Source organism: Georgenia sp. TF02-10, from assembly GCF_022759505.1.
In the GTDB taxonomy this organism is placed as follows: domain Bacteria; phylum Actinomycetota; class Actinomycetes; order Actinomycetales; family Actinomycetaceae; genus TF02-10.
The window spans coordinates 517,422-540,517 of the sequence record NZ_CP094289.1 but is presented as its reverse complement, the minus strand read 5'-3'; the positions used below and the strand labels follow the sequence as shown (position 1 = coordinate 540,517).

The following is a 23,096-nucleotide window of genomic DNA, read 5'->3' as shown; positions in this document are numbered from 1 at the left end:
CGGCGCCCACCGTCGCTCCCCCGTCCGCCCGCCGTCCCCGTCACACCAGCCCGGCCTCCCGGGCCAGGATCGCCGCCTGCACCCGGGAGGTGCAGCCGAGCTTGGCCAGCACGCGGGAGACGTGGGTCTTCGCCGTCGCCGGGGAGACGCCGAGGTCGGCGGCCAGCCCGGCGTTGGAGAGCCCCCGCCCGAGACCGGCCAGCACCTCCCGCTCCCGGGCGGTGAGCTCCGCCACCGCGGCGCGGGCGCCGTCGTCGGCCCCCGCGTCCTGGCCGGGGCCGGGCGTCGCGGCGAAGGTGGCCAGCAGCCGGCGGGTCACCTCCGGGGCGAGGACCCCCTCCCCGGCGCCGACGCGGCGGACCGCGTCGACGAGGGTGGCGGCGTCGGCGGTCTTGAGCAGGAACCCGGCGGCGCCGGCGCGCAGCGCGCCGAAGACGTACTCGTCCAGGTCGAAGGTGGTCAGGACGAGGACGTCGGCCAGCCGCTCGCCGGTGAGGGTGCGGGTGGCCGTGATCCCGTCCATGCCGGGCATCCGGATGTCCATCAGGACCACGTCCGGCCGCAGGGCCCGCGCGTTGGTCACCGCGGCGGCGCCGTCGGCGGCCTCGGCCACCACCTCGATGTCCCCGGCGGCCTCGAGGATGAGGCGCAGGCCGGACCGGATGGCGGCGTGGTCGTCGGCGACGAGGACCCGGGTCGTCACCGGGCGCCGTCCAGGGGCAGGATGGCGCGGACGCGCCAGCGGAGCGGCGCGTCCCCGCTCGGCTCCCAGCCGGCCTCGAACGTCCCGCCGAGCCCTTCGGCCCGCTCCCGCATGGTGAGCAGCCCGACGCCGGCAGCCGGGGCCGACGGGTTCGCATCGCCGTCGGCCAGCCAAGGTCGTCGCGGTTCCGCCGGCGCCGGGCGCCCCGGCCCGCCCGGGCCGGCGGGCCCGGCGCTGACGACGGAGAGGTGCAGGGCGTCGTCGGCGACGCCGACCCGGACCGTCACCGCGGCGCCCGGGCTGTGCTTGGCCGCGTTGGTCAGGGCTTCCTGGATGATCCGGTAGGCGGCCTGGTCGACGGCGGTGGGCAGGGTCTCCGGGAGGGCGGCGGTCTCGGCCCGCACCCGCAGCCCGCCGGACCGGGCGCCGTCGAGCAGGGTGCCGAGCCCGGCCAGCCGCGCCGGGGAGGCGACCTCCTCGGCGCCGGTGCCGCCGGTGCGCAGGAGCAGGATCATCGAACGCATCTCCTGCAGCGCCGCGACGCTGGCGGTGCGGATCGCCCGCAGGGCCTGCCGTTCCCGGGTCTCCGCGGGCGGGCCGGCGGGAGCGGCGCCGGTGGGCGCCGGGGTGGTGAGAGGACCGGCGGTGCTGCCGGCCCGCGCGAGGGCGAGGGCGGGACCCGGGGCCGAGGCCGGTGCGGCGGCCGGGGCCGGGGCGGGCGCGAGCCCCGGGGCCGGGGCGGGTGGCGCCACCAGGGCAGCCTCCGTGTGCAGCGCGATGGCGGAGAGGTTCCCGGCCAGGGCGTCGTGCAGGTCCCGGGCCATCCGGGTGCGTTCGGCGCGCACCACCTCCGTCTCGCGCAGCGCGGCCAGGCGCTGCAGGTCACCGGCGCGGGCGGTGGCGAGGGCGGCCAGCTCGGCCTGCTGCCGGACCGTCCGGGCCCACCACAGCGGCGTGCCGAGGACCGCGAAGAGGGTCAGGGCGACGTTCACGGTCTGCGGCGGGTCGCCGGTGCCGACGAACGTGGCAGCCGACCCGCCGACGACGACCGCGCCCGCGAGCACCTCCAGCCGGCGCACCGCCGCCGCACCGGCGTAGAGGGCGGCGGAGTAGATGAGGTCGAGCAGGCCCAGCAGCACCCCGAGGCTGCCGCCGAGCATGGCGTCGGCGGCGAACACGGCCGTGCCGGCCAGGAGCGCGAGCAGCGGGCGCCGTCGTTTGCCGAGCATGACGGCGCAGATCGTCAGCAACGGCACCGCGAGCCACCACCGGTCGGCGCCGGTCGGGGCCGCGGCGACCGGCGAGGTGCCGACCAGCCCGGCGGCCAGCAGCACGAGCCCGACCAGGGCGATGCCGGCGGCGTCGCTGACGTCCCGGGCCCGCGCGGAGCCGCGGACCCGGTCGGTCCACAGGCGCCGCAACCTCGTCACGGACCTCATCCCAGCACACCCGGATGCCGGCGGAGTCGGCCGAAAGAGGTACGACGGCGCGGGGCCGGGTCACCCGGATGCCCGATGACCGACCGGCTCGCCCGCGCGAGCCTGGCGCCATGTCTACCGCTCTGGCGGGCTCGCTGGCCGTGCTCGCCCTCATCGACTCCACCAGCTTCGGCACCCTGCTGATCCCGGTCTGGCTGCTGCTGGCGCCGGGCCGGGTCCGGGTGGGCCGGCTCCTGCTCTTCCTGGCCACGGTCGCCGGCTTCTACTTCCTGGTCGGCCTCGCCCTGGTGGCCGGCGCGCTGGCCTTCCTCGGTGACCTCGACGCCCTGCTGGACAACCCGCTGGTGACGCGGGCCCAGCTCGTGCTCGGCGTCGGCCTGTTCGTCTGGAGCTTCTTCCTGGGGAAGAAGAAGGACGACGACGGGCGGGGCGGCGAGGGCGCGGCCGACGCCCGCGGCCAGGCACGCCCCGGGCGGATGCTCCGCTGGCGGCAGCGGGCGATGGCGGAGACCGGCGACCGGTCGGCCGTCGTCGGGGTGATGGGTCTGGCGCTCGGCGCGGCGGTCGTGGAGGTGGCCACGATGCTCCCATACCTGGCCGCGACCGGCCTCATCGGCACCGCCGATCTCCCGGTGGCCCAACGGGTCGCGGTGCTGGCCGGGTACTGCCTGGTGATGGTCGCGCCCGCGCTGGTGCTGCTCGCCGCCCGCGCGGTCGCCGGCCGGTGGGTGCAGCCCCTGCTGCAGCGGATCGCCCGGTGGATGGAGAAGAACGGGGCGGAGACCACCGCCTGGATCGTCGGGATCGTCGGGTTCCTCATCGCGCGGGACGCGTTCGGCCGGATGCCGGACATGTTCTCGTTCCTGGACGGTCTGGGCTGATCGACGGGCGGTGAGCGGCCGGCCACCAGCTCGGTCCGCGGACCCGGTCACGCCGTCGGGATCGGCGGCAACGCGGGCGCCGTCGACGGTCGGCGGTCGGCGGTCGGCGGTGCAGGCAGGCGGAGCGGGTCGGCGGAGCGCCCGACCTACTCCCGCCGGCGGCTCGCCCGGTCGACGAGGTAGTCGAACCCCGCGGCCAGGCGGTAGACGCCGATGACCGCGCAGACCGCCCCGGCCACGCCGATCAGGAAGCCCAGCACCGTCAGCGCGCCGCCGCCTCCGCCGCCACCGCCGCCGGGCGAGAACGGGTCGAAGAGCGTGGCCGTCATGGTGGAGATCCCGATGAAGCTGAACACGGTCCCGACCACACCGGCGATGAGCCCGATGAGGAGCAGCGGGGCGGCCCGGCCGGGCCGCTTGACCTCGCCGGGCTCGCGGCCCTGCAGCAGCTCCCCCACCGATCCCCCGCCGGCACGGGTCGGCGCGCCGGGGGCTCCGGGCACGGCGTGGCCAGCGGGCTGCCCGTACGGAGTGCCGGACTGCCAGTACGGGTCACCGGGCTGGCCGTACGGGCCACCGGGCTGTCCCGGGCCTGGCGGCGGGTAGCCCCCGGGCTGCCCGGGCCCCGGTCCGGGCGGTGAGTAGCCGCCGGGCGACGGCGCGTACGGGCTCGGCCCTGCCGGGGCGGGGTGCGCGCCGGCTGCGGGCGGGTAGTCGCCCGGCCCGCCGGCGACGGACGACGGCGGCCGGTCCCAGGAGGCCGGCTGCTGCTGCCGGCGCTCGGGACGCCCGGGGTCCTCGCCGGGTGCGGGGTCGGGCGAGGGCGTTGTCGTCATGACTCTCTCCGTGCGGGCTGGGACGGACCGGGCGTTGGCCCCGAGCATGACACGGGCGGTAACGCCCGGGTCGCGGGACGACCGCCGCTGAGGCCCGCCGTCGTCGGCTGCATCCCGAAGCGGAGACGGTGGGATTTGAACCCACGGACGGGTTGCCCCGTCACGGCCTTAGCAGGGCCGCGCACTAGACCTGACTATGCGACGTCTCCAAGTCCAGCGAACAGGCTACCGGGCGCCCGTCGTCCGGCCAAAGCGCTTGCCGTGCGAGGTCACGGCATCGGAAGCGAGGGCCACAGCCGGTGACCTGAACGTAGACGTTCAGATGCCGGTCAGGGACGGGCTCGATCTCGGCCATCCGAGGCGTAGCCGGTGAGGTCATCGGCCGGTATGGATGGACTGGCTACGTCATACGTCCCCTGGATGGGAGCTCGCGTGGATCCGGCCCGTCGTAGGCGGGTAGCAAGGGCGGAGGCAGCGGTCCCTTGATCCGGCTGCCGGAGCCCTTCTCCTCCCAGGCGTGAGCGAGGATGCCCACGCTCCGGGAGAGGACGAACAGGCCCCGCCCGAGTTCGGGGGCGAACCCGAGCTCGCTATAGATGATGGCTGTGGCGCCATCGATGTTCATGGGGACGGGGCGGCTACGCCCCTCGGCGAGTGCTCGCTCCAACGCCCTGCCGGCACGGAGCGCCCAGCCCGGCGCCTCGCCCGCTGACACGGCCTGGCTCGTCAGGTCGAGCAGCGGGTCTCGACGGGGGTCGCGCGGGTGGAATCGGTGGCCGAAACCAGGGACGTGCCGCTTGGTGGCTCGGTAGTCCGCGACGAGTCGCTGGGCGGCTGCGTCAACGTCTGCACCCTCGGACACGGCCTGGTTCAGCTCGGCCAGGACCTCCATGCACTGCTGACCGGCACCGCCGTGGACGTCACCGAGGAGGTTGGCGCCGGTGGCGACCGCGTTGTTCAGGCCCACTCCGCAGGTAGCCGCCATGCGGGCGGCGGCGATCGACGGCGCCTGGGGCCCGTGATCGACTGCTGCGACGAGGGCGGCCTCCAGCAGCCGGCCCTGTGCCGGTGACGGCAGGTCGCCGCGCAGGAGGAGCCACACCATCTCCGCGAAGGACACCTCGCCGATCAGCTGCTCGACCGGGTAGCCGCGCAGCAGGATCTCGCCCGGACGGATGCGACTGATCCCGGTGCGCCACCAGGCGGTGACTCTGTCCTCGTGCTCCTCCGCGCTGCCGAAGGCCGGCCGCGTCATACCGTTCCCTCCTTCCGAAGGTCCGCGACGTCCTCGGCGCCGTAGCCGAGCTCGGCGAGCAGAGCGTCGGTGTGCTCGCCGAGCAACGGAGGCGGGGTCTGCGGCCCTGGGCTGATGCCTTGGACGCGGACGGGGCTGCCGAGCACCCGCAGGTGTAGCTCCCTGCGGCCCGGGAACGGAAGCTCGTGGATGAAGTCGCGGGTGGCGATCTGCTCATGAGCGAGTGCTTCGGGTACGGTCAGCACGCTTGCGGCGGGAACGCCGACGGCGGCGAGCAGCGGCTCCCAGTCCTGGGCGGTTCGTGCAGCGAGCGCCTTCTCCAGCTCCTCGGTCAGCTCGTGCCGGTGGGTCTTGCGTGCCGCGCGTTCGGCGAAGCGTGTGTCCTCGGCCAGCTCGGGTCGCCCCAGGACCCGGCACAGGGCGATGAACTGCCGCTGCTCGTTGGCAGAGATGTTCAGCATGCCGTCGGCCGTCGCGAAGGTGCCCGACGGGGCGGCGGTGAAGTTGTCGTTGCCCATGGCCGCCGGCTCCTGGCCGGCGATGAGGTAGTTGGACACGACCCACCCCATGGCGCTCAGGGCGGCTTCCAGCATGGAGACGTCCAGGCGGACCCCCTCCCCGGTGCGCTCCCGGTGGACCAGCGCCGAGGCGATGGAGAAGGCGGCCGCCATGCCGCCGAGGGTGTCGGCAACGGGGTACCCCGCCCTCAGCGGGCCGGTCTTCCGGGTGCCGGTCACGCTCATCATCCCGGAGAGGCCCTGCACGATCTGGTCGTACGCCGGGCGGTCGCGCAGCGGCCCGTCCTGGCCGAACCCGGAGATCCCGCAGTACACGAGCCCCGGGTTGGCCGTGCGCAGCACCTCCCAACCGACACCGAGCCGGTCCATCACGCCCGGGCGGAAGTTCTCCACCAGGACGTCGGCACGTTGCACGGCCCGCAGCAGGACCTCCCGCCCCCGTTCCGACTTGAGGTTGACCGTCATCGACCTCTTCCCGCTGTTCTGCGCCAGGAACGAGGCGCCGAGACGCTCCTCGTTCAGCGATTGGTCCGCGCCCAGCTGTCTGGCGAGGTCCCCCGCGCCCGGAATCTCGACCTTGATCACGTCCGCGCCCAGCAGGGCCAGCTGGTACGTCGCGAACGGTCCGGCCAGCACGTTCGTGAGGTCGAGCACGCGAACGCCGCTCAACAGCTGGCCTGCATGGTCGCCTCGTGCGTGGGTCACGTGTTCCCTCCGATGAACTGCAGGTCTGACAGCCGGCCGGCGGCCGTGGTCAATACGGGCAGGAATGCCTCGATGCGCTCCTCCGTGAAGCGGGTGGTGGGGCCGCCGAGAGCCACGGCAGCGACGGTGCGGCCCGCCGTGTCGGTGATGGGGGCCGCTACGGCCGACACTCCGTCCTCGCGTTCACCGTGGCTGACGGCCCAGCCCTGGTCCGCGGCGCGGCGGGCGCGTTCGGCCAGGATGGACTCGAAGCCGGGGCCTCGGCCGGCGACGGATGCCGCGACGTGCACCTCCCGGACGGAGCAGCTGGCGAGCAGGACGTGCGAGGAGGCGCCGGCCCACAAGGGCATCTCCTCGCCGATGCGCACGACGTGCCGCAGCTGCTGCGTGCCCTCGTGCTGAGCCACACACACCCGGGATGTGCCACCCTGCCGGAGGTAGATGCGGGCCGACTCTCCACCCACCGCCTCCGACAGGTCCCGCAGGCACTCCGCAGCCTCGGGCGGCAGCTGCCAGGCGTCCAGCGCCAGCCGTGCCCAGCGCAGCAGTCCGGCGCCGGGGGTGAGGCGGCCGTCGCCGCGGGTCCAGAGCAGCCCGCGCTGCTCGAGGGTGGCGACCAGACGGACCACGGTGGTCTTGGCCAGCCCGGTGCCGGTGATCAGCTCGCGCATGCTGCGCGAGCGGTGGGAGTCGTCGAACAGGGCGAGCAGGTCCAGCGCGCGAGTGACGCTGCGGACTGCCTCGCCCCCCTCGGCCGGCGAGCTCTGCATCTCTCATCTCTCCTGGTCGGTTGGCTCTGGCACCCCGACCTGCAGCGGCGCCGCAGGCGTGGTGTGGTCCGGCGGGAGCGCCACCGCGCCTCTCCTACCGTGCTGCACGCCGAGACCAGGGCGCATCAGTCGTCGTCGCGGACCGGATCGGCGCCGAGCGTGGGCGGAGCGGTGCGTCCCGGGCTCCCACCTCCACGATGTCGGCATCGGGCAGCCGCGACTGGTACACGGCGAACGGGCACGATGTCGGTGCGGCCCGTGGCAGGACGTCGTCGGGCAGCGCTCGGGCCGGCTCACACGTCCACCCTCCGACTCGCGCGGACCCGTCTCACCAGCACCACGACCGCGACCACCAGGAGGACCAGGTAGATCGTGATGGTGATCGGGCTGGCGACCAGGGTGGACAGGTCGCCTTCACTGGCGGCGAGCGACCGGCTCAGCTCGGTCTCGGCCAGCGGTCCGAGAATCACCGCGATCAGCGCCGGGGCGACCGGCACGTCGTAGCGGCGCATGAGCAGGCCGAGCAGGCCGAAGGCGAGGAGCAGGGCCAGGTCGACCACCGACCCGGCGCTGGCGTAGACGCCGAGCGCGCAGAACAACGTGATGCCCGCGTACAGGAACGGTCGCGGGATCAGCAGCATCCGGGCCCACACCGCCGCGAACGGCATGTTCACGATGAGTAGCACCACCAGGCCGACGAACAGGGACGCGATCAGTGCCCAGACCAGGTCGCCGTTGCGCTCGAACAGCAGCGGCCCCGGCTGCAGGCCGTACTGCTGGAACGCGGCGATCATGATCGCCGCGGTGGCGGACGTGGGCAGGCCGAGGGTGAGCAGGGCGCCCATCGCGGTGCCGGACGTCGCGTTGCCCGCCGCCTCCGGTGCGGCAACGCCGCGGATAGCGCCGCGCCCGAACTCCGGCTTCGAGAGCTTGCGGTCGATGCGGCGCTCGTTGCCGTAGGCGAGGAAGGTGGGGATCTCGGAGCCGCCGACTGGGATCACTCCGAACGGCAGCCCGAACCCGGTGCCGCGCAGCCAGGCGGGCAGCGCCTTGCGGAACTCCGTGCGGGACAGGAAGGGACGCCGTTGCGGGTGCAGCAGCTCCTCGCGGTGGGCCCGGCTGCCGGCCGAGGCGATCCGGAGCACCTCACCGAGCGCGAGCAGGCCGACCGTGATGATCACGATGCTGATCCCGTCGAACAGCTGCGGCAGGCCGAGGGTGAACCGCGACGCCCCCGACTGGGTCTCGATGCCCACCATGGCGACGGCGAGACCGATGACGAGGCTGGCCAATCCCTTCAGCACCGAGTCGGCCACCACCGCGGATGTTGCGACAAAGGCGAACACCGCGAGCGCGAAGTACTCCGGCGAACCGAAGTAGGTCGCCAGTTCGGCCATGATTGGTGCACCGAAGGCCACCACGGTCGTGGCGATGAGGCCACCGACGAAGGCGCCGATCGCCGAGGTGGCCAGGGCCTGCGGCGCGCGTCCGGACAGCGCCATCTTGTGGCCCTCGAACGTCGCGGCGATCGCGGAGGAGTTGCCAGGGGTGTTCAGCAGGATGCCGGAGATCGAGTCCCCGAACAGCCCGCCGTAGTACACGCCGGCGAACATGATGAACGCACCGGTGGGGTCGAGGCTGAACGTGATCGGCAGCAGCAGCGCTACCGCCATCGCCGAGCCCAGGCCAGGCAGCACCCCGACGGCTGTACCGAGCAGTGCTCCGACGGTGACCCACAACAGGTTGATCGGGCTCAGCGCGGTGGCGAACCCGTCGAGCAGCTGGGTGAGTGCGTCCATCACAGGCCTGCCAGGATCCCGGCGGGCAGCGGGAGTCCGAGCCCGCCGGAGAACGCCAGCTGGATGACCGACGACAGCACCAGCCCCACGCCCAGGTTGACCAGGTGCCGGTTTGACCCGAGACCCCATGCCACCCCTGCGAAGAGCAGCGCAGCGCTGACCAGCCAGCCCAAGGTGGTCAGCATGACCATGAACACCCCGAGCGAGGCCGAGACGATGGCCACCCCCGCCCAGCTGATGCGCATGGTGCCGTCCCCGTCCGGGATGCCCTCGGCCGGCGGTGGCACTGCCTTACCGGCGCCTCGGCGCCGGAACCGCAGCCCCTCGACGAGCAGTGCCAGGCCGACCGCGTAGGCAAGGACCGCTACGAGGGTGGGGAACAGTCTCGGCCCGGGCGCCGCGGCGCTGGTGCTCACCTCCATGGTGAGCAGGCCGTGGGTGAGGTAGCCAGCGACGCCGAGCACCACCACGGCCAGAGGGACCGGGCTTCGACGGCCTTCGGCCGCAGCGGGCACGGTCACCTCGGTGACGTCCTCGGCCGGGATCTGGGGTTGCGCAGTCACAGTCCGAGCTCCTCCACGATCGTGCGGATCCGGTCGGTCTCCGCGGCGAGGAAGTCCCTGTACTCGTCGCGGGTCTGCAGGTTCGCCGTCCACTTGTTCCGGCGGAGCGCGTCCTCCCACTCCGGTGTGGCCACCGTCTCCTCGACGATGTCGGTCAGTTCCTGGACCTGAGCATCGTCTAGGCCGGTCGGCGCGACGACCCCGCGGAAGTTCGGCAGGTACACGTCGTAGCCGGCCTGGATGAAGGTCGGGCCGTCGATACCCTCCTGCGGCTCGGGCGCAGAGAGGGCGAGCAAGCGCAGGTTGCCTGTCTCGATCTGGTCGGCGAACTCGTTGTAGCCGCTCATCCCGGCGTCGACGCTGTTCGACAGGAGGGCGTTGATCGCCTCACCACCGCCCGCGAACGGGATGTAGTTGACGGCGCCGGGATCTGCGCCGACCTCCTGCGCCAGCAGGCCGGCGGTGAGGTGGTCGGTGCCGCCGAGGGAGCCGCCACCGATCGCGATCGAGTGCGGATCGGTCCGGAAGGCTTCCACGAACGCGTCGATGTCCTGGAAGGGGGAGTCGGCCGGGACGACCAGTGCCAGGTAGTCGTCGGCCAGGTGAGCCACCGGCGTGGTCTGTTCGAGCGAGTACTCCGAGTCGTTGACCTCGATCCCGCCGACCATGACGGTGCCCATGACCATCAGGACGTCATCGGCGCCCTCCTGATCGGCGAGCTGGCCCAGGCCGATCGTGCCGCCCGCGCCGGGCACGTTGACGACCTGGGGGTTGGTGACGATCCCGTTCTGCCTCATGGCGTTCTGCATCTCGCGGGCGACGGTGTCCCACCCGCCCCCCGGTGCGGCCGGGACGAGCAGGGTCAGGCCGGCCCGTGCCCCGGTGATGTCGCCGCTGCGGTTGGCCTGGACGGCCGCGGCGACCACCAGGGGCACGCACAGCACGGCCAGCACGGTCTTCCACGGACGTGACACGCCGCCTCCTTACGGTGAAGTGACGCGGCCCACACAATCACGTGTACCGCTATGCGGTCAATGTGTACCGCTAGACGGACCACGGCGTGCCCTCTAGCGTGTCCCCATAGGGGTTCGACGGAGAGGAACTACGCGATGAGCGTGCTGGTGGCGGCGAGTTCGTCGGCGGAGGGGCGTGCGGCCCTGGCCGCCGGCGTTACCGAGGCGCAACTGCGCGGGACCGAGCTGCTGTGGGCCAACCTCGGCTCCGACCCGGTCCCCGACGTGACCGCGGCGGTCGGGGACCTGCCGGCCCGCGAGGTCCAGCTCAACCCGAGGATGGACAAGGTCGACGCGTTTCTCGACTCCGTCGTTGCCGAAGACGTCTCGCTCGTGGTGATGGGCCTGCGTCACCGCAGCCCGGTCGGCAAGCTGTTGCTCGGCTCGATGGCGCAGCGGGTGCTGCTGGAGGCCGAGGTCCCCGTGCTTGCCGTCAAAGCTCGGTAGGACGCTCCCGGTACCGACCGACGGGGAGCCGCACCTTGCGGGCTGGCGGGTAGCCGGTTGAGGTGCCGTGCGCGTTCACCGCAGCGAGGCCGGGCGCTGCCGATCGCCGCGTCGCGGTGGTTCCAGACCCGGCCCCGTGCGCGGTCAGCACTCGCGCCCCAGCCGCTCCAAGGCTGCGCGGACAGCGACGTCGACGTCCTGCTCCAGCACGAAACGCAAGGCGATCATGATGCTCGCCGACTGATCACCTCGTCGACGTCGGCACGATCCAGGGCTGGGAAGGACGTCAGGACCTGCTCCACGGAAGCACCCATGTCGAGGTAGCGCTGCACGGTGCTGACGGGGACGCGCGTGCCGGCGAACACCTCCTTCCCTCCCAGCGTCCCCGACCGCCGCTCCGTAGAGCCGTGCTGCTGCTCTGGCCGGATCACGGCTCGCTGGATGCGCGCGCGCAGCGGCTCGAGCTCGAGCACCTCGGGGAGGACCCCTTGGCCGGGGCGGCGATCACCCTCCCAGCCGCCGTCGGGGTGCTGCAGGTGGATCTCGCCGCCGTGGATGGCGTAGCAGACCTCGGTCAGCGGCTGGGAGTACCCGAGCGCGCGAACGTAAGGCACCACTCGCCGGACGTGCTGCAGACGCACGCCGCGCGCCTTGAGTTCGACGAGGACGAGCACCGCCAGGAGGTCCTGGTAGGCGTAGAGGTACACCGGGCGCGAGGTTCGGTGGGACTCGATCGTGGGTGCCACGAGCCCCTTGCGATGCCAGTACCGAAGCCGGCGCTGACTGATGCCGGCAAGGGCTGCAGCCTTCTCGCGGGGGATGGCCACGAGATCGAGGTTGGCAAGCATCGTCACCTCCCTGTCAGGAGTACATGGTGCCTCGCACGTGTCCGCCAGCGCGGCACCTCTCCGGTGCGGCGTTCCGGCCACCAGGCGACGTCGACCCCTCACCCCGCCCGAGACGGCGCTTCCGACGCGAGCGAGTGGCCGGCCAACATCCGGCGGAGGGCAAGGGATTCGAACCCTTGGTGGGTCGCCCCACAGCAGTTTTCAAGTACAGTCCTTCGCTTGCGCCACAGTCGTCCGCAGCGAACAGTCGTGGCGCCATGCGGCGCGGGGCTTAGCCACTGTCTGGACTAGCAACGGAAGGGATGGTCGACAGCCGCGCAAGCTGAAAATTATTCACGCGGCGTACCTGCAGGGTTTCTCGGAGGGATCGTGAAGTCCGCCGCCCGTTCCGAGTCGGGGGTGTGGCTACGTCCTGCTACCTTAGGCCCATGAGCGACGACCCCAGCACTCTCGCTACCCACGGTATCACCAACCGCCCACCACGCAGTTCGATCGACGGCGGGTCGTTGCGGCAGTTCAAGGCTCCCCAGCCGTGAGCGACGAGTGGGCGGAGGGACCACCGGAAGTCACCTACTTTACGTTTGAACCGCTTGACGAACACTTCGAGTGGACCGGTGACTTCGTCGCCATTGACGCAAACGGTCTCGACGTGCCCCAAGGGTGGCTCTGGACAACTCTAGACGACATCCTTCGGCCGAACGGCGGGGAACCCCGATATTCGATCGTGTACAGCCGGAGAACCACCGAGTGGGGCGCGTCGGGTGACGTAGCGGAAGTCGCTGTGCAACTGTCCGGAGACATCTTCATAGCCATCGCTGCCGACTCGCTCCTGCGCTACGCGCGACGGCTCGCAACGCACGTACGGGACGCGTCGGCGAGACGAACATTCACAGAGGACGAAGCGATCGAGAGCGCTCGCCTCCGGGTCGCCACTCGGTACGAGACCTCGGCAGACGATCTGATGCTGGCGTCCGTGACTCAGGCGGGTGAGACCTTCACCGTCGAACTGCGAGAGCCGGGCGGGATCCCGCGTTACGAGGTGAGTGTTTCACTCGTCCATGGCCTTGTCATGTTCGCCTTGTGCAAGCGCATCCTCGCGGAGTAGCGCGGGGATCCTCACCGGTACGTGCTCGGCCACAACGCCGACGCGGCGCGGGTGTAGAGCCTCGTCGGCCGGCGACAGGTCGCTGACGAAGACTTGGTCGTGATGCTCCGGGAGCCGTATCCCATCAACCCGGCTGACCATGCTCGGGTCGACGCCAGCCATGAACCCAAGCGACGCGTAGGTGTGCCGCAGGCCGTGGAAGCGCGTTCCCGCGACCTCGACGGTGAAGCGCAAAGTTGACGTACCTCAGGTAGTGCTTGCCGTGCTCCAGCGGCGCGTCCCGATCCTCGTTCGAGGCGCACCGCCGCACCCCGCCCGGCTGCAGCCACCCTTGGGTCCGCCCAGCGGGTGCTCAGCGAGGTATGCCTGAAGGTTAGCCATCACCGCGCCGTGGAGGATCGACATAGTACGGATGGACCGGGACGACTTCGGCGCTGTCGGTGACTACACCCAGCTCTTCACGGCGGAGGTCGCTGGACCCCTCGTCGACCGCATTACCTGCGACGACGCGGAGGGCAAGGGATTCGAACCCTTGGTGGGTCGCCCCACAGCGGTTTTCAAGACCGCCACATTCGGCCGCTCTGTCAGCCCTCCCTGCCGCCGGCGGTGCGGACGCGGCCCCTGCTGGCGGCGCGGGCCAGTCTACGGGCGGCCAGGATGGGACCCATGCGCGCGATCACCATCTCCGACCACGACCTCGTCCTCGCCGACGCCCCCGACCCCGAGCCCGCCCCGGACGAGGTCCTCGTCCGGGTGGCGGCCGCCGGCATCAACCGGGCCGACCTCCTCCAGCGGGCCGGCCACTACCCCCCGCCGCCCGGCGCCAGCGAGCTCCTCGGCCTGGAGGTCTCCGGCACCGTCGCGGCGCTCGGCGCCGACGTCACCGGCTGGCAGGTCGGGGACAAGGTCGCCGCCCTGCTCGCGGGCGGCGGGTACGCCGAGCTGGTCGCGGTCCCGGCCGGGCAGCTGCTCTCCGTCCCGCCCGGCCTCGACCTCCTCGACGCCGCCGCCCTCCCGGAGGCGGTGTGCACCGCCTGGTCCAACCTCGTCACCGTCGCCCACCTCGCGGCGGGCCAGGCCGTCCTGGTCCAGGGCGGCTCCGGCGGGGTCGGGTCGGCGGCGATCCAGCTCGCCCGCGCGCTCGGCGCCCGGGTGCTCACGACGGCGGGCGGCCCGGACCGGACCCGGCGCTGCCTCGAGCTGGGGGCCGACGTCGCCGTCGACCACCGCAGCCAGGACGTGGCGGCGGAGGTCCTGCGGGCCACCGACGGACGCGGGGTCGACGTCGTCCTCGACGTCCTCGGCGCCGGCGGCCTGGAGCAGAACACTGCGGTGCTCGCCACCGGCGGGCGGCTGGTGATCATCGGCACCCAGCGCGGGCGCCGGGGGGAGATCGACCTCGGCCGCCTGCTCACCAAGCGGGCCAGCGTGCACGTCACCACGCTGCGCGCCCGGCCGAGGCCGGAGAAGGCAGCCATCGTCGCCGAGGTCCGCGAGCACGTCTGGCCGATGCTCACCGACGGGCGGCTCCGCCCGATCGTGCACGCCCGGCTGCCGCTCGCCGCGGCCGCTCGCGGTCACGAGCTCCTGGACTCGGGCGAGGTGTTCGGCAAGGTCCTGCTGGTGCCCTGACCCGTCGCGCCGCCGGGGACGAGCACCACCGCAGCCCAGCAGGCGGTCAGCACCGCCCCCGGCACCAGCGGCCCGGCGCCCGGCCCCGGCCTCAGCCCTTGACCGACCCGGCGAGCAGCCCGCGCACGAAGTACTTCTGCAGGGCGAAGAACACGACCAACGGGACGATCATCGAGACGAAGGCCCCGGAGGTCAGCAGGTGCCAGTCCTGCCCGCGCGAGCCGGCCATCTCCGACAGCCGCGCGGTCAGCGGCTGGATCTGGTTGTTCCCGCCGGAGAACGTCAGCCCGACGAGCAGGTCGTTCCACACCCACAGGAACTGGAAGATGGCAAAACTGGCGATGGCCGGCACCAGCAGCGGCAGCATGATCCGGAAGAAGAGGGTCACGTGCCCGGCGCCGTCGACCCGGGCCGCCTCGATGAGCTCCCGCGGCACCTCGGCCATGAAGTTGTGCAGCAGGAACACCGCCAGCGGCAGCGCGAAGATCGAGTGCGCCACCCAGATCGACAGGAACGGGAACGCCTCCGCCACGGCCGTCCCGGAGAAGATCCGCAGGAGGGGGATGAGTGCCATCTGCAGCGGCACGATCTGCAGTGCGAAGACCAGCACGAACACCGTGTCCCGGCCCTTCCACTGCAGCACCGAGAAGGCGTAGGCCGCCATGATGGCGAGCACCAGCGGGATCACCGTCGCCGGCACGGTGATCGTGAGGGAGTTCATGAAGAAGTTCGCCAGCGCGCCCGAGGAGGCCCGCCCGAACACGACCTCGCGGTAGTTGTCCAGGGTGAACGCGGGGTCGCTGAAGAACGTCCACCAGCCGGTGGACCGGATCTGCCCCTCGGGCCGCACGGAGGTGATGAGCAGGCCCGCCGTCGGCAGCGTCCACAGCACCGCGATGACCAGAGCGACGGCGGAGCCCACCCGGGTGGACAGCGTCTTCTTGGCCCGGGAGGACGTGGTCACCCGGTTGGTGGGGGCCGGCCGGCCGCCCATCGGGTCCGGGACGGACGTGGCGGGGCGGCCGACGGCGACCGCCGGGTTCGCCGGAGTGGTGCCGCTCATGCTCCACGCACCTCCCGGTTCCTGAGCATCTGCCGGACGTTGTACACGATGATCGGGATCACTAGGACGAAGATGACCACGGCCGTCGCCGAGCCGATCCCGTTGTTGCCGAAGGTGAAGGACTGGTCGTACATCTGGTTCGCCAGCACCTGGGTGCCGAACCGGGCGCCGGTCATCGTCCGGGTGATGTCAAAGATCTTCAGCGTGGCGATGGAGATCGTGGTCACCACCACCACCAGGGTGGGCCGGATCGAGGGCACGGTGATCGAGCGGAACATCTGCCAGGGGCTGACGCCGTCGAGCCGGGCCGCCTCGACGATGTCGGTCGGAATCGCCTTGATCGCCGCCGAGAGCAGCACCATGGCGAACCCGGCCTGCACCCAGATCATCACGAAGATGAGGAAGAAGGTGTTCCACGGCCCGTCCTGGAGGAACCGCACCGGCTCCAGGCCGACCGCCACCAGGACGGCGTTGAGCAGGCCGATCTGGTCCTGCGCCGCGCCGCGGTACTCGTAGACGAACTTCCAGATGATCCCGGCACCGACGAAGGAGATCGCCATGGGCATGAACAGCAGCGACTTGGCGACCTTCTCGAACCGCTTGCCGTCGATGAGGATGGCGTAGAGCAGGCCCACGACCGTCGCCACGAGCGGGGTGAGGATCACCCACCAGAACGTGTTGATGAAGGCCCGCAGGGACTCGGGGTTGTTGAGGACCCAGGCGTAGTTGTCCAGGGCCACCCACTCCTCCGAGCGGCGGTCCATGAAGGACATGACGATCGTGCGGCCGGCCGGGTAGATCAGGCCGACGCCGAGCAGGAGGAGCGCCGGCCCGGCGAAGACGAGCAGCGCCCACAGGTTGCGGGTCCGCCCGGCGACCCGGTCGGCCACCCGCGCGCCGAGCATCAGGACCGCGACGACCGCGGCGAAGGCCAGCAGCGCCAGGACCATCTGCCCGATCTTGGAGTACAGGAAGAAGTCCATCTCTCATCTCCTCGGCGGCGGCGGCGCCGCCCTGGGGCCGGACGGGGGTCGGCGGCTGCGGCCCGGCCCGCCACCGGGGCCGGGGGCGCGCGCCGCGGGACGGGCTGGGGGGAGCAGCGCGGTGGCTGCTCCCCCCGGTGGCCGGCGTCCTCAGCCGGCGGGCCAGGCGGCCTCGATCTGGTCCACCGCCGTCTGGGTCTCGGCGCCGTCGATCCAGCTCACCATCCCGGACCAGAAGGCCCCCGCACCGACCTCGGAGGGCATCATGTCCGAGCCGTCGAAGCGGGCGACCGCGTTCTCGTCCTGGAGCAGCTCGATGGCCAGGCGCAGGACGTCGGAGGAGGCGTTCTCGGGGTCGACGGCGGTGTTCGCGCTCGTCACCCCGCCGATCTCCACCCGGGTGTTCGCCCACTCGCCCGAGGACATGTACGCCTGGACGGCCTGGGTGGCCTCATTGTCGTTGAAGGCGCCGACGAACTCCCCGCCGACCAGCAGCGGGCTCTCGTCCTCGGTCTCGCCGGGCAGGTAGAAGGCGAACACGTCGCCTTCGGGGCTGACGTCGGTGCCCTCGGGCCACTGCGCCTCGTAGAAGGAGGCCTGGCGGTGCAGGAAGCAGTTGCCGTCGAGGATCGGCAGGCCGGCGTCGTTGAAGGACGTCGTGGCGATCGAGCGGGGGTCGCCGATGCCGCCATTGACGTAGTCCGGGTTCTTCAGAATGCCCCCGGCCATGTCCACGGCCTCGACGATCTGCGGGTCGTTGAACGGGATCTCGTGGTTGACCCACTGGTCGTAGACGTCCGGGCCGCCGGCGCGCAGGACCATGTCCTCGATCCAGTCGGTGGCCGGCCAGCCGGTCGCCCCGCCGGACTCGATCCCGGCGCACCAGGGCTTGACGTCCTCCGAGCCGTGGTCGGCGGCGATCTGCTCGGTCAGCGCCATCAGGTCGTCCCACGTGGTGGGGACCTCGTAGCCGTTCTCCTCGAACGCCGTCGGGCTGTACCAGACGAAGGACTTCACGCTGGCCATGAGCGGCGCGCCGTAGAACGTCCCGTCCACCGTGCCGTAGCTCTTCCAGTCCTCGCTCCAGCCCTCGTCGACGTTGGCCTCGACCTCCTCCGACGGCTCGACGAGGTAGCCGGACTCGACCATGCGGGCGAACAGGCCGGGCTGGGGGAAGATCGCCAGGTCGGGCGCGTTGCCGCCCTCGGCCTGCACGACGACCTGCTGCTCGAACTCCCCGGAGCCGTTGTGCTCCACGGTGATGCCGGTGCACTCGGTGAACTCGGTGAAGGTGTCCTGGAGCTGGTCCGCCTCGACCTCGCGGATGGAGGAGAACAGCGAGACCGTCTCGCCGTCGAAGCTGCCGTAGTCCTCGTACGGCGAGCAGTCGGTGCCGCCGGCGGTGTCGTCCCCGCCGCCCCCGCCGCCCCCGCCGCCAAGCTCGTCGGCCCCGCCACAGGCCCCCAGGGTCATGGCCAGCGCCGCCGCGCCGGCCAGCGTCCCCATGGCACGCCGCTTGGTCGTCATCCTCACGACAGTCCTCCTCGTACGTCATCGTCCGCGAGCGGAACCGCTCCCACGGCTACCCAAGCCGTCGGCCCCCGGTTCTTCAACCGAAAGCGGCCCGGAACCGGTAACGATCCGGCAACGATGGCCCGGCGGCGCAGATCCGGGACGGAGGTCCCGGGTCGGTGCCGCCGACGGCGACCGGCCCGGTACCGGCCGACGACGACCGGCCCGGTGCCCGCCGTCGGCGAGCGCCGCCGCCCACCGGTGGCGGACGATGGCGGTTGACCCTCACCCGACGTGAGCCAGCACGGTGGAGGGCATGACCGCAGCGACGGAGGAGCAGCAGGTGCTCACGGTGGGCCAGATCGCCGAGCAGCTCGGCGTCACGGTGCGGACCCTGCACCACTACGACGAGATCGGCCTGGTCACCCCGAGCGCACGCAGCCACGCCGGGTACCGCCTGTACGCGCCGGCGGACATCGACCGGCTGCGCAGCGTGGTGGTCTACCGGCGCCTGGGCCTGCCGCTCGAGCAGATCCACGAGCTGCTCGCGCAGGAGACGCCGGGGGCGGTGGCCGAGCACCTGCAGCGCCAGCGCGCGGTGGTCGTGTCCCGGCTGGCGGAGCTCACCGAGCTCCTGGCAGCCATCGACCGAGCGTGGGAGCAAGAGATGAACGGCGTGAACCTCACCCCGCAGGAGCAGCGCGAGCTGTTCGGGGACAGCTTCAGCGACGAGTACGCGGCCGAGGCCCAGGAGCGCTGGGGCGGCACCGACGCGTGGCGGCAGTCCGAGCAGCGCACCCGGGAGTACACCAAGGCGGACTGGGAGCAGATCAAGGCCGAGAGCGAGGCGGTCAACGCCGCGTTCGTCGCGGCGCTGACCGCCGGGCTGCCGGCCACCTCCGCCGAGGCGATGGACGCCGCCGAGGCGGCGCGGGCCCATATCGAGCGCTGGTTCTACGACCTCGACGCCCAGTTCCACCGCAAGCTCAGCGACATGTACGTCACCGAACCGCGGTACACCAAGACGTACGAGGACGTCCACCCGGGCCTCGCGCAGTACGTCCGGGACGCCATCCACGCCAACGCCGACCGGCAGGCGCACGTGTCCTGACGGGAGCGGCCGGTCGGCTGCTCGCTAACGGGGTCCCGACGACGGCGGCCACCGTCGGGATCGTCTCGGCCGGCGGTGCGGGACCGCCGTCGGCCACCGCCCTGGTGACCGTGCCACACCCCTCTCCGTCGGCCGGGTCAGCGCTCGAGCAGCGCCCGCAGCACGACGGCGGCGCCGTCCTGGCCCACCCGGTCGGTGACGACGTCGGCCGCCGCCACCACCTGCGGGCCGGCGTCGCCCATGGCCACCCCGTGCGCGGCCCAGGCGAGCATCTCCAGGTCGTTCGACCCGTCGCCCACCGCGACCGTGGCGGCGGGCCGGACGTCCATCCGCCCGCGCAGCATCTCCAGCGCGCTGGCCTTGCTCACGCCCTCCGGGGAGATGTCCAGCCACGCGGTCCAGCCGACCGCGTAGCCCACCCCGTGCAGGCCCACCCGCTGGACGAGGTCGTGGAAGTCCGCCGAGCTCAGCTCCGGCGCCCGCAGCGTCACCCGGGTGGCGGGGGCGGCGGCGAGCTCCTCGAAGTCCACCACCTCCACCTCCCCGGTCAGCTCCCCCATCGGGAAGGGCGAGGTCACCTTGAACCCGCGGCCGAGGTCCTCCACCGCGAACAGCCCGGACGGCACCTCCTCGCGCAGCAGCCGCAGGGTCGGCCCCGGGTCGAAGGTGACGACGTCGGTGATCTCGTGCCCCTCCGCCAGCCCGGGGTCCAGCCGGATGACGACGGCCCCGTTGGAGCACACCGCCCAGCCGTGGGTCAGGCCCAGGGCGGCGGCCACCGGGGTGACGGCCTGGAGGGAGCGGCCGGTGGCCAGGACCACCCGGGTCCCGGTGTCGCGCAGGTCGGCCACGGCCTCGGCGACGGCGGGGCGGAGCTCGCCGTCGTGGGTGAGCAGGGTGCCGTCGATGTCCAGGGCGACGAGCAGGTCCGCCCCCGCGGCGGGCAGGGTGGGCGGCAGCGCCTCCCGCCACCGGGCGGCGCGCGCGGCCAGCGGCAGGACGCCGTTGCCGGCCGGCTCCGCCGGGACGCTGGCGCCGGTGAGGTCCGTCATGCGGGCTCGATGACCTCCAGGCCCCCGAGGTAGGGCCGCAGCCCGGCGGGCACCCGGACGGCCCCGCCGGGCAGCTGGTGGTTCTCCAGGATCGCCACCAGCCACCGGGTGGTGGCGAGCGTGCCGTTGAGGGTGGCCACCGGGCGGGTCTGGCCGTCGGCCGCCCGCTCCCGGATGCCCAGCCGCCGGGCCTGGAAGGTGGTGCAGTTGGAGGTGGAGGTGAGCTCGAGGTACCGGGACTGGCTGGGCAGCCAGGCCTCGCAGTCGAACTTCCGGGCGGCGGAGGTGCCGAGGTCCCCGGCGGCGGTATCGATGACCCGGTAGGGCAGCTCGACCTTGGCGAGCATCTCCTCCTCCCAGGCGAGCAGCCGGGCGTGCTCCTCCTCCGCCTGCTCCGCCGGGACGTAAGAGAACATCTCCACCTTGTTGAACTGGTGCACCCGGATGATGCCGCGGGTGTCCTTGCCGTAGGAGCCGGCCTCGCGCCGGTAGCAGGTGGACCAGCCGGCGTAGCGCAGCGGGCCGCCGTCGAGGTCGAGGATCTCGTCGGCGTGGTAGCCGGCGAGCGCGACCTCGGAGGTGCCGGTGAGGTACAGGTCGTCGGTGGCCAGGTGGTAGACCTCATCGGTGTGCGCGCCGAGGAAGCCGGTGCCGGCCATCGTCTGCGGGGTGACCAGGGTGGGGGTGACCATCGGCGTGAAGCCGGTGGCGAGCGCCTGGTCCAGGGCGGCGGTGAGCAGGGCGAGCTCGAGCCGGGCGCCGATACCGGTGAGGAAGTAGAACCGGGCGCCGGCGACCTTGGTGCCGCGCTTGGTGTCGATGGCGCGCAGGCCCTCGCCCAGGTCGAGGTGGTCCAGCGGGGCGAGGCCCTCGGCGGCGAAGTCGCGGGGGGTGCCCACGTGCTTGAGGACCGCGTAGTCCTCCTCCCCGCCGGCCGGGACGCCGTCGAGGACGACGTTGGGGACCTGCTGCAGCAGCGCGTCGACCTCCGCGGCGGCGGCGTCGGCCTCGACCTCGGCGGCGCGGACCTGGGCGGCGAGCTCCTTGGCGCGGGCCAGCACGGCCGGCCGCTCCGCCGGGTCGGCGGCGCCGACGCTCCGGGACGCCTGCTTCTGCTCGGCGCGGAGCTCCTCGAACCGGGTCAGGGTGGACCGGCGCCGGGCGTCGGCCTGGAGCAGGGCGTCGACGACGTCCACGTCGGCCCCGCGGGCCCGCTGGCTGGCCCGCACCTTCTCCGGGTCGGCCCGCAGGGCCTTGAGGTCGATCACCCCTCGAGGGTAACGGGCGGCGCGGTCGGCCCCGCACCGGGCGCCGGTGGGCCCGGCACGGCAGGCGGCCTCGCCGCACACGGCAGGGCGTCGGGGGGTCGGCCCGCCCGGCCGCACGCCCCCCGCACCCGGCGCCGGTCGGCCCCAGCACCCGGCGCCGTGGTCCCGCGCGGTGCACCCCGGCCGCCGTGGGTACCGTTCGCCCATGGCGTGGGAGCAGTGGCTGGCGGTCGTGGCGCTCCTCCTCGCCGTGGTGGCCCTCATCGCCGGTGCGCTGGCCTGGCGCGCCGTTCGCCCTGCCCGCGCCGGGACCCGCCGGCCCGGGACGGCCGGGGACGGTGCGGCCGAGGAGGCGACCGAGGACCAGCCCGCGGACGAGGAGCCGCCCGGCCCGCCCGCCGTCGTGCTGAACCCGTCGAAGGTCCGGGACGTGGAAGGCCTGCGGGACCTGGTGAACCAGACCGCCGGCGAGGTGGGGCTGGCCGAGCCGCTGTGGTTCGAGACCACCGTGGAGGACCCGGGCCTGGGGCAGGCGCGGGAGGCGCTGGCCGCCGGGGCGTCGCTGGTGATCGCCGCCGGCGGGGACGGCACCGTGCGCGCCGTCGCCGAGGCCCTGGCCGGCAGCGAGGTGCCGATGGGCCTCGTCCCGCTGGGCACCGGCAACCTGCTGGCCCGCAACCTGGAGATTCCGCTGGGCAGCCAGCGCGAGATGGTCTCCACCGCCCTGACCGGGCGAGACCGGCCGATCGACATGGGCTGGCTGCGCACCGAGCCGCTCTCCGCGGAGGACGAGGCGAAGGTCGCCGGCCGGGCTGACGCCTCGACCGCCAAGAGCGCCGACGCGACCGGGTCCGGCGCGGCCGCCGAGGGCCGCTACCTGGACAGCGCGCTGCCCGAGGACGAGGAGGAGCTGCGCGCGCACGCCGCCGAGACCCCGCAGGTCCCGGTCGAGGACCCGGACAAGGAGCACGTGTTCCTGGTCATCGGCGGCCTCGGCTTCGACGCGGCGATGGTCGCCGGCGCCGACGACGAGCTCAAGGCCCGGATCGGCTGGCTGGCGTACTTCCTCGCCGGGGTCAAGCACCTGACCGGCCGGAAGATCCGGGCCACCGTCGAGCTCGGCGGGTCCGGGCCGGGGGACACGATCACGGCCCGGACCATCCTGTTCGCCAACGTCGGTCGGCTGCCCGGCGGGGTGGTGCTCTTCCCCGACGCCCAGCTCGATGACGGGTGGCTGGACGTGGCGGCGATCGACACCCGGGGCGGCCTGATCGGCTGGGCGGACCTGCTCCGCAAGGTGGTCCTCCAGGGCATCGGCGTGCGCCGGGACCTGGTGCCCTACGCCACCGGCACCATCGAGTTCCGCCGCTCCCAGGAGGTGGTGGTCCGCACCGAGGAGCCCGAGCACGTCCAGGTCGACGGCGACCTCATCGGCTACGCCCGGGTCGTGCGGGCCCGGGTGGAGGAGCGGGCGCTGGTGGTGCGCACGGCGTAGCGGCCGGGGTCGCCAGCGGCAGACCGGCCTCAGGCCGCGCCTCGGCCCTGCCTCCCGCGTCGAGACTGGCAAAGTGGTTGCTGAGAGCAACCGTTTTG

General features: G+C 72.8%; 21 protein-coding genes and 2 tRNA genes. 6 read left to right on the top strand and 17 right to left on the bottom strand.

Going from position 1 to position 23,096, the window contains the following annotated elements; genetic code table 11:
• Positions 1–40: 40 nt before the first annotated feature.
• Both MF406_RS02425 and MF406_RS02420 read right to left on the bottom strand, forming a co-directional pair.
• Positions 41–703 carry a response regulator transcription factor gene (locus tag MF406_RS02425; RefSeq protein WP_242896435.1) on the bottom strand — a complete coding sequence of 221 codons (663 nt, stop codon included), beginning with the start codon at positions 701–703 and terminating at the stop codon, positions 41–43.
• Positions 700–2,133, bottom strand: a complete 1,434-nt coding sequence (locus tag MF406_RS02420; protein WP_242896434.1) for a sensor histidine kinase — start codon at positions 2,131–2,133, stop codon at positions 700–702. Before MF406_RS02420 ends, MF406_RS02425 begins: the two co-directional genes overlap by 4 nt.
• 119 nt (positions 2,134–2,252) lie before the next feature.
• On the opposite strand from MF406_RS02420, the gene MF406_RS02415 reads away from it, so the two are divergent.
• Complete coding sequence (locus MF406_RS02415) at positions 2,253–3,023, top strand: GAP family protein (protein WP_242896433.1); 771 nt, start codon at positions 2,253–2,255, stop codon at positions 3,021–3,023.
• A gap of 146 nt (positions 3,024–3,169) precedes the next feature.
• On the opposite strand, the gene MF406_RS02410 is transcribed toward MF406_RS02415, so the two are convergent.
• The 8 genes from MF406_RS02410 to MF406_RS02375 all read right to left on the bottom strand — a co-directional run bounded on the left by MF406_RS02410 (position 3,170) and on the right by MF406_RS02375 (position 10,443).
• Positions 3,170–3,859: a hypothetical protein gene (locus tag MF406_RS02410; RefSeq protein WP_242896432.1), complete on the bottom strand. Its 690-nt coding sequence runs from the start codon at positions 3,857–3,859 to the stop codon at positions 3,170–3,172.
• A 120-nt stretch (positions 3,860–3,979) separates the two neighbouring features.
• Positions 3,980–4,068: transfer RNA gene (locus MF406_RS02405), tRNA-Ser, on the bottom strand.
• A 191-nt stretch (positions 4,069–4,259) separates the two neighbouring features.
• Complete coding sequence (locus MF406_RS02400) at positions 4,260–5,114, bottom strand: citryl-CoA lyase (protein ID WP_242896431.1); 855 nt, start codon at positions 5,112–5,114, stop codon at positions 4,260–4,262.
• Entirely contained in the window at positions 5,111–6,301 is a 1,191-nt protein-coding gene (locus MF406_RS02395; protein ID WP_242896430.1) for a CaiB/BaiF CoA-transferase family protein, read from the bottom strand. The genes MF406_RS02400 and MF406_RS02395 overlap by 4 nt, the downstream gene beginning before the upstream one ends.
• Before the next feature lie 32 nt (positions 6,302–6,333).
• Entirely contained in the window at positions 6,334–7,107 is a 774-nt protein-coding gene (locus tag MF406_RS02390) for an IclR family transcriptional regulator (protein WP_242896429.1), read from the bottom strand.
• 293 nt (positions 7,108–7,400) lie between these two features.
• Positions 7,401–8,906, bottom strand: a complete 1,506-nt coding sequence (locus MF406_RS02385) for a tripartite tricarboxylate transporter permease (RefSeq protein ID WP_242896428.1) — start codon at positions 8,904–8,906, stop codon at positions 7,401–7,403.
• Positions 8,906–9,469, bottom strand: coding sequence for a tripartite tricarboxylate transporter TctB family protein (locus MF406_RS02380; RefSeq protein ID WP_242896427.1), 564 nt, complete (start codon positions 9,467–9,469; stop codon positions 8,906–8,908). The genes MF406_RS02385 and MF406_RS02380 overlap by 1 nt, the downstream gene beginning before the upstream one ends.
• Positions 9,466–10,443: a tripartite tricarboxylate transporter substrate binding protein gene (locus tag MF406_RS02375; RefSeq protein WP_242896426.1), complete on the bottom strand. Its 978-nt coding sequence runs from the start codon at positions 10,441–10,443 to the stop codon at positions 9,466–9,468. The genes MF406_RS02380 and MF406_RS02375 overlap by 4 nt, the downstream gene beginning before the upstream one ends.
• 135 nt (positions 10,444–10,578) lie before the next feature.
• Here MF406_RS02375 and MF406_RS02370 point away from each other — a divergent pair, with 135 nt between their 5' ends.
• Positions 10,579–10,929 (top strand): universal stress protein, encoded by a 351-nt coding sequence (locus MF406_RS02370; RefSeq protein WP_242896425.1) that lies wholly within the window; start codon positions 10,579–10,581, stop codon positions 10,927–10,929.
• Between the two features lie 224 nt (positions 10,930–11,153).
• Here the strand turns inward: MF406_RS02370 and MF406_RS02365 are convergent, their stop codons facing one another.
• Positions 11,154–11,777 carry a DUF433 domain-containing protein gene (locus MF406_RS02365; protein ID WP_242896424.1) on the bottom strand — a complete coding sequence of 208 codons (624 nt, stop codon included), beginning with the start codon at positions 11,775–11,777 and terminating at the stop codon, positions 11,154–11,156.
• A gap of 532 nt (positions 11,778–12,309) precedes the next feature.
• Between MF406_RS02365 and MF406_RS02360 the strand changes: the two genes are divergently transcribed.
• Positions 12,310–12,882, top strand: coding sequence for a hypothetical protein (locus MF406_RS02360; protein WP_242896423.1), 573 nt, complete (start codon positions 12,310–12,312; stop codon positions 12,880–12,882).
• 509 nt (positions 12,883–13,391) lie between these two features.
• On the opposite strand, the gene MF406_RS02355 is transcribed toward MF406_RS02360, so the two are convergent.
• Positions 13,392–13,476, bottom strand: a tRNA-Ser gene (locus tag MF406_RS02355).
• 72 nt (positions 13,477–13,548) lie between these two features.
• On the opposite strand from MF406_RS02355, the gene MF406_RS02350 reads away from it, so the two are divergent.
• Positions 13,549–14,514: an NAD(P)H-quinone oxidoreductase gene (locus tag MF406_RS02350; RefSeq protein ID WP_242896422.1), complete on the top strand. Its 966-nt coding sequence runs from the start codon at positions 13,549–13,551 to the stop codon at positions 14,512–14,514.
• 91 nt (positions 14,515–14,605) lie between these two features.
• Here MF406_RS02350 and MF406_RS02345 read toward each other — a convergent pair whose 3' ends face one another.
• The 3 genes from MF406_RS02345 to MF406_RS02335 form a co-directional block, all read right to left on the bottom strand.
• Entirely contained in the window at positions 14,606–15,577 is a 972-nt protein-coding gene (locus MF406_RS02345) for a carbohydrate ABC transporter permease (RefSeq protein WP_371744576.1), read from the bottom strand.
• Positions 15,574–16,560 carry a carbohydrate ABC transporter permease gene (locus MF406_RS02340; RefSeq protein ID WP_242896421.1) on the bottom strand — a complete coding sequence of 329 codons (987 nt, stop codon included), beginning with the start codon at positions 16,558–16,560 and terminating at the stop codon, positions 15,574–15,576. The genes MF406_RS02345 and MF406_RS02340 overlap by 4 nt, the downstream gene beginning before the upstream one ends.
• A gap of 150 nt (positions 16,561–16,710) precedes the next feature.
• On the bottom strand, positions 16,711–18,087 hold the full coding sequence (locus tag MF406_RS02335; protein WP_242897657.1) for an ABC transporter substrate-binding protein: 1,377 nt from the start codon (positions 18,085–18,087) through the stop codon (positions 16,711–16,713).
• Between the two features lie 301 nt (positions 18,088–18,388).
• On the opposite strand from MF406_RS02335, the gene MF406_RS02330 reads away from it, so the two are divergent.
• On the top strand, positions 18,389–19,183 hold the full coding sequence (locus tag MF406_RS02330; protein WP_242896420.1) for a MerR family transcriptional regulator: 795 nt from the start codon (positions 18,389–18,391) through the stop codon (positions 19,181–19,183).
• Between the two features lie 137 nt (positions 19,184–19,320).
• On the opposite strand, the gene MF406_RS02325 is transcribed toward MF406_RS02330, so the two are convergent.
• Together MF406_RS02325 and serS are read right to left on the bottom strand one after the other, a co-directional pair.
• Positions 19,321–20,235: an HAD family hydrolase gene (locus tag MF406_RS02325; RefSeq protein ID WP_242896419.1), complete on the bottom strand. Its 915-nt coding sequence runs from the start codon at positions 20,233–20,235 to the stop codon at positions 19,321–19,323.
• Positions 20,232–21,503, bottom strand: a complete 1,272-nt coding sequence (serS, locus tag MF406_RS02320) for a serine--tRNA ligase (protein WP_242896418.1) — start codon at positions 21,501–21,503, stop codon at positions 20,232–20,234. Before serS ends, MF406_RS02325 begins: the two co-directional genes overlap by 4 nt.
• Before the next feature lie 205 nt (positions 21,504–21,708).
• Between serS and MF406_RS02315 the strand changes: the two genes are divergently transcribed.
• Positions 21,709–22,998: a diacylglycerol kinase family protein gene (locus tag MF406_RS02315; protein WP_242896417.1), complete on the top strand. Its 1,290-nt coding sequence runs from the start codon at positions 21,709–21,711 to the stop codon at positions 22,996–22,998.
• Positions 22,999–23,096: the final 98 nt, after the last annotated feature.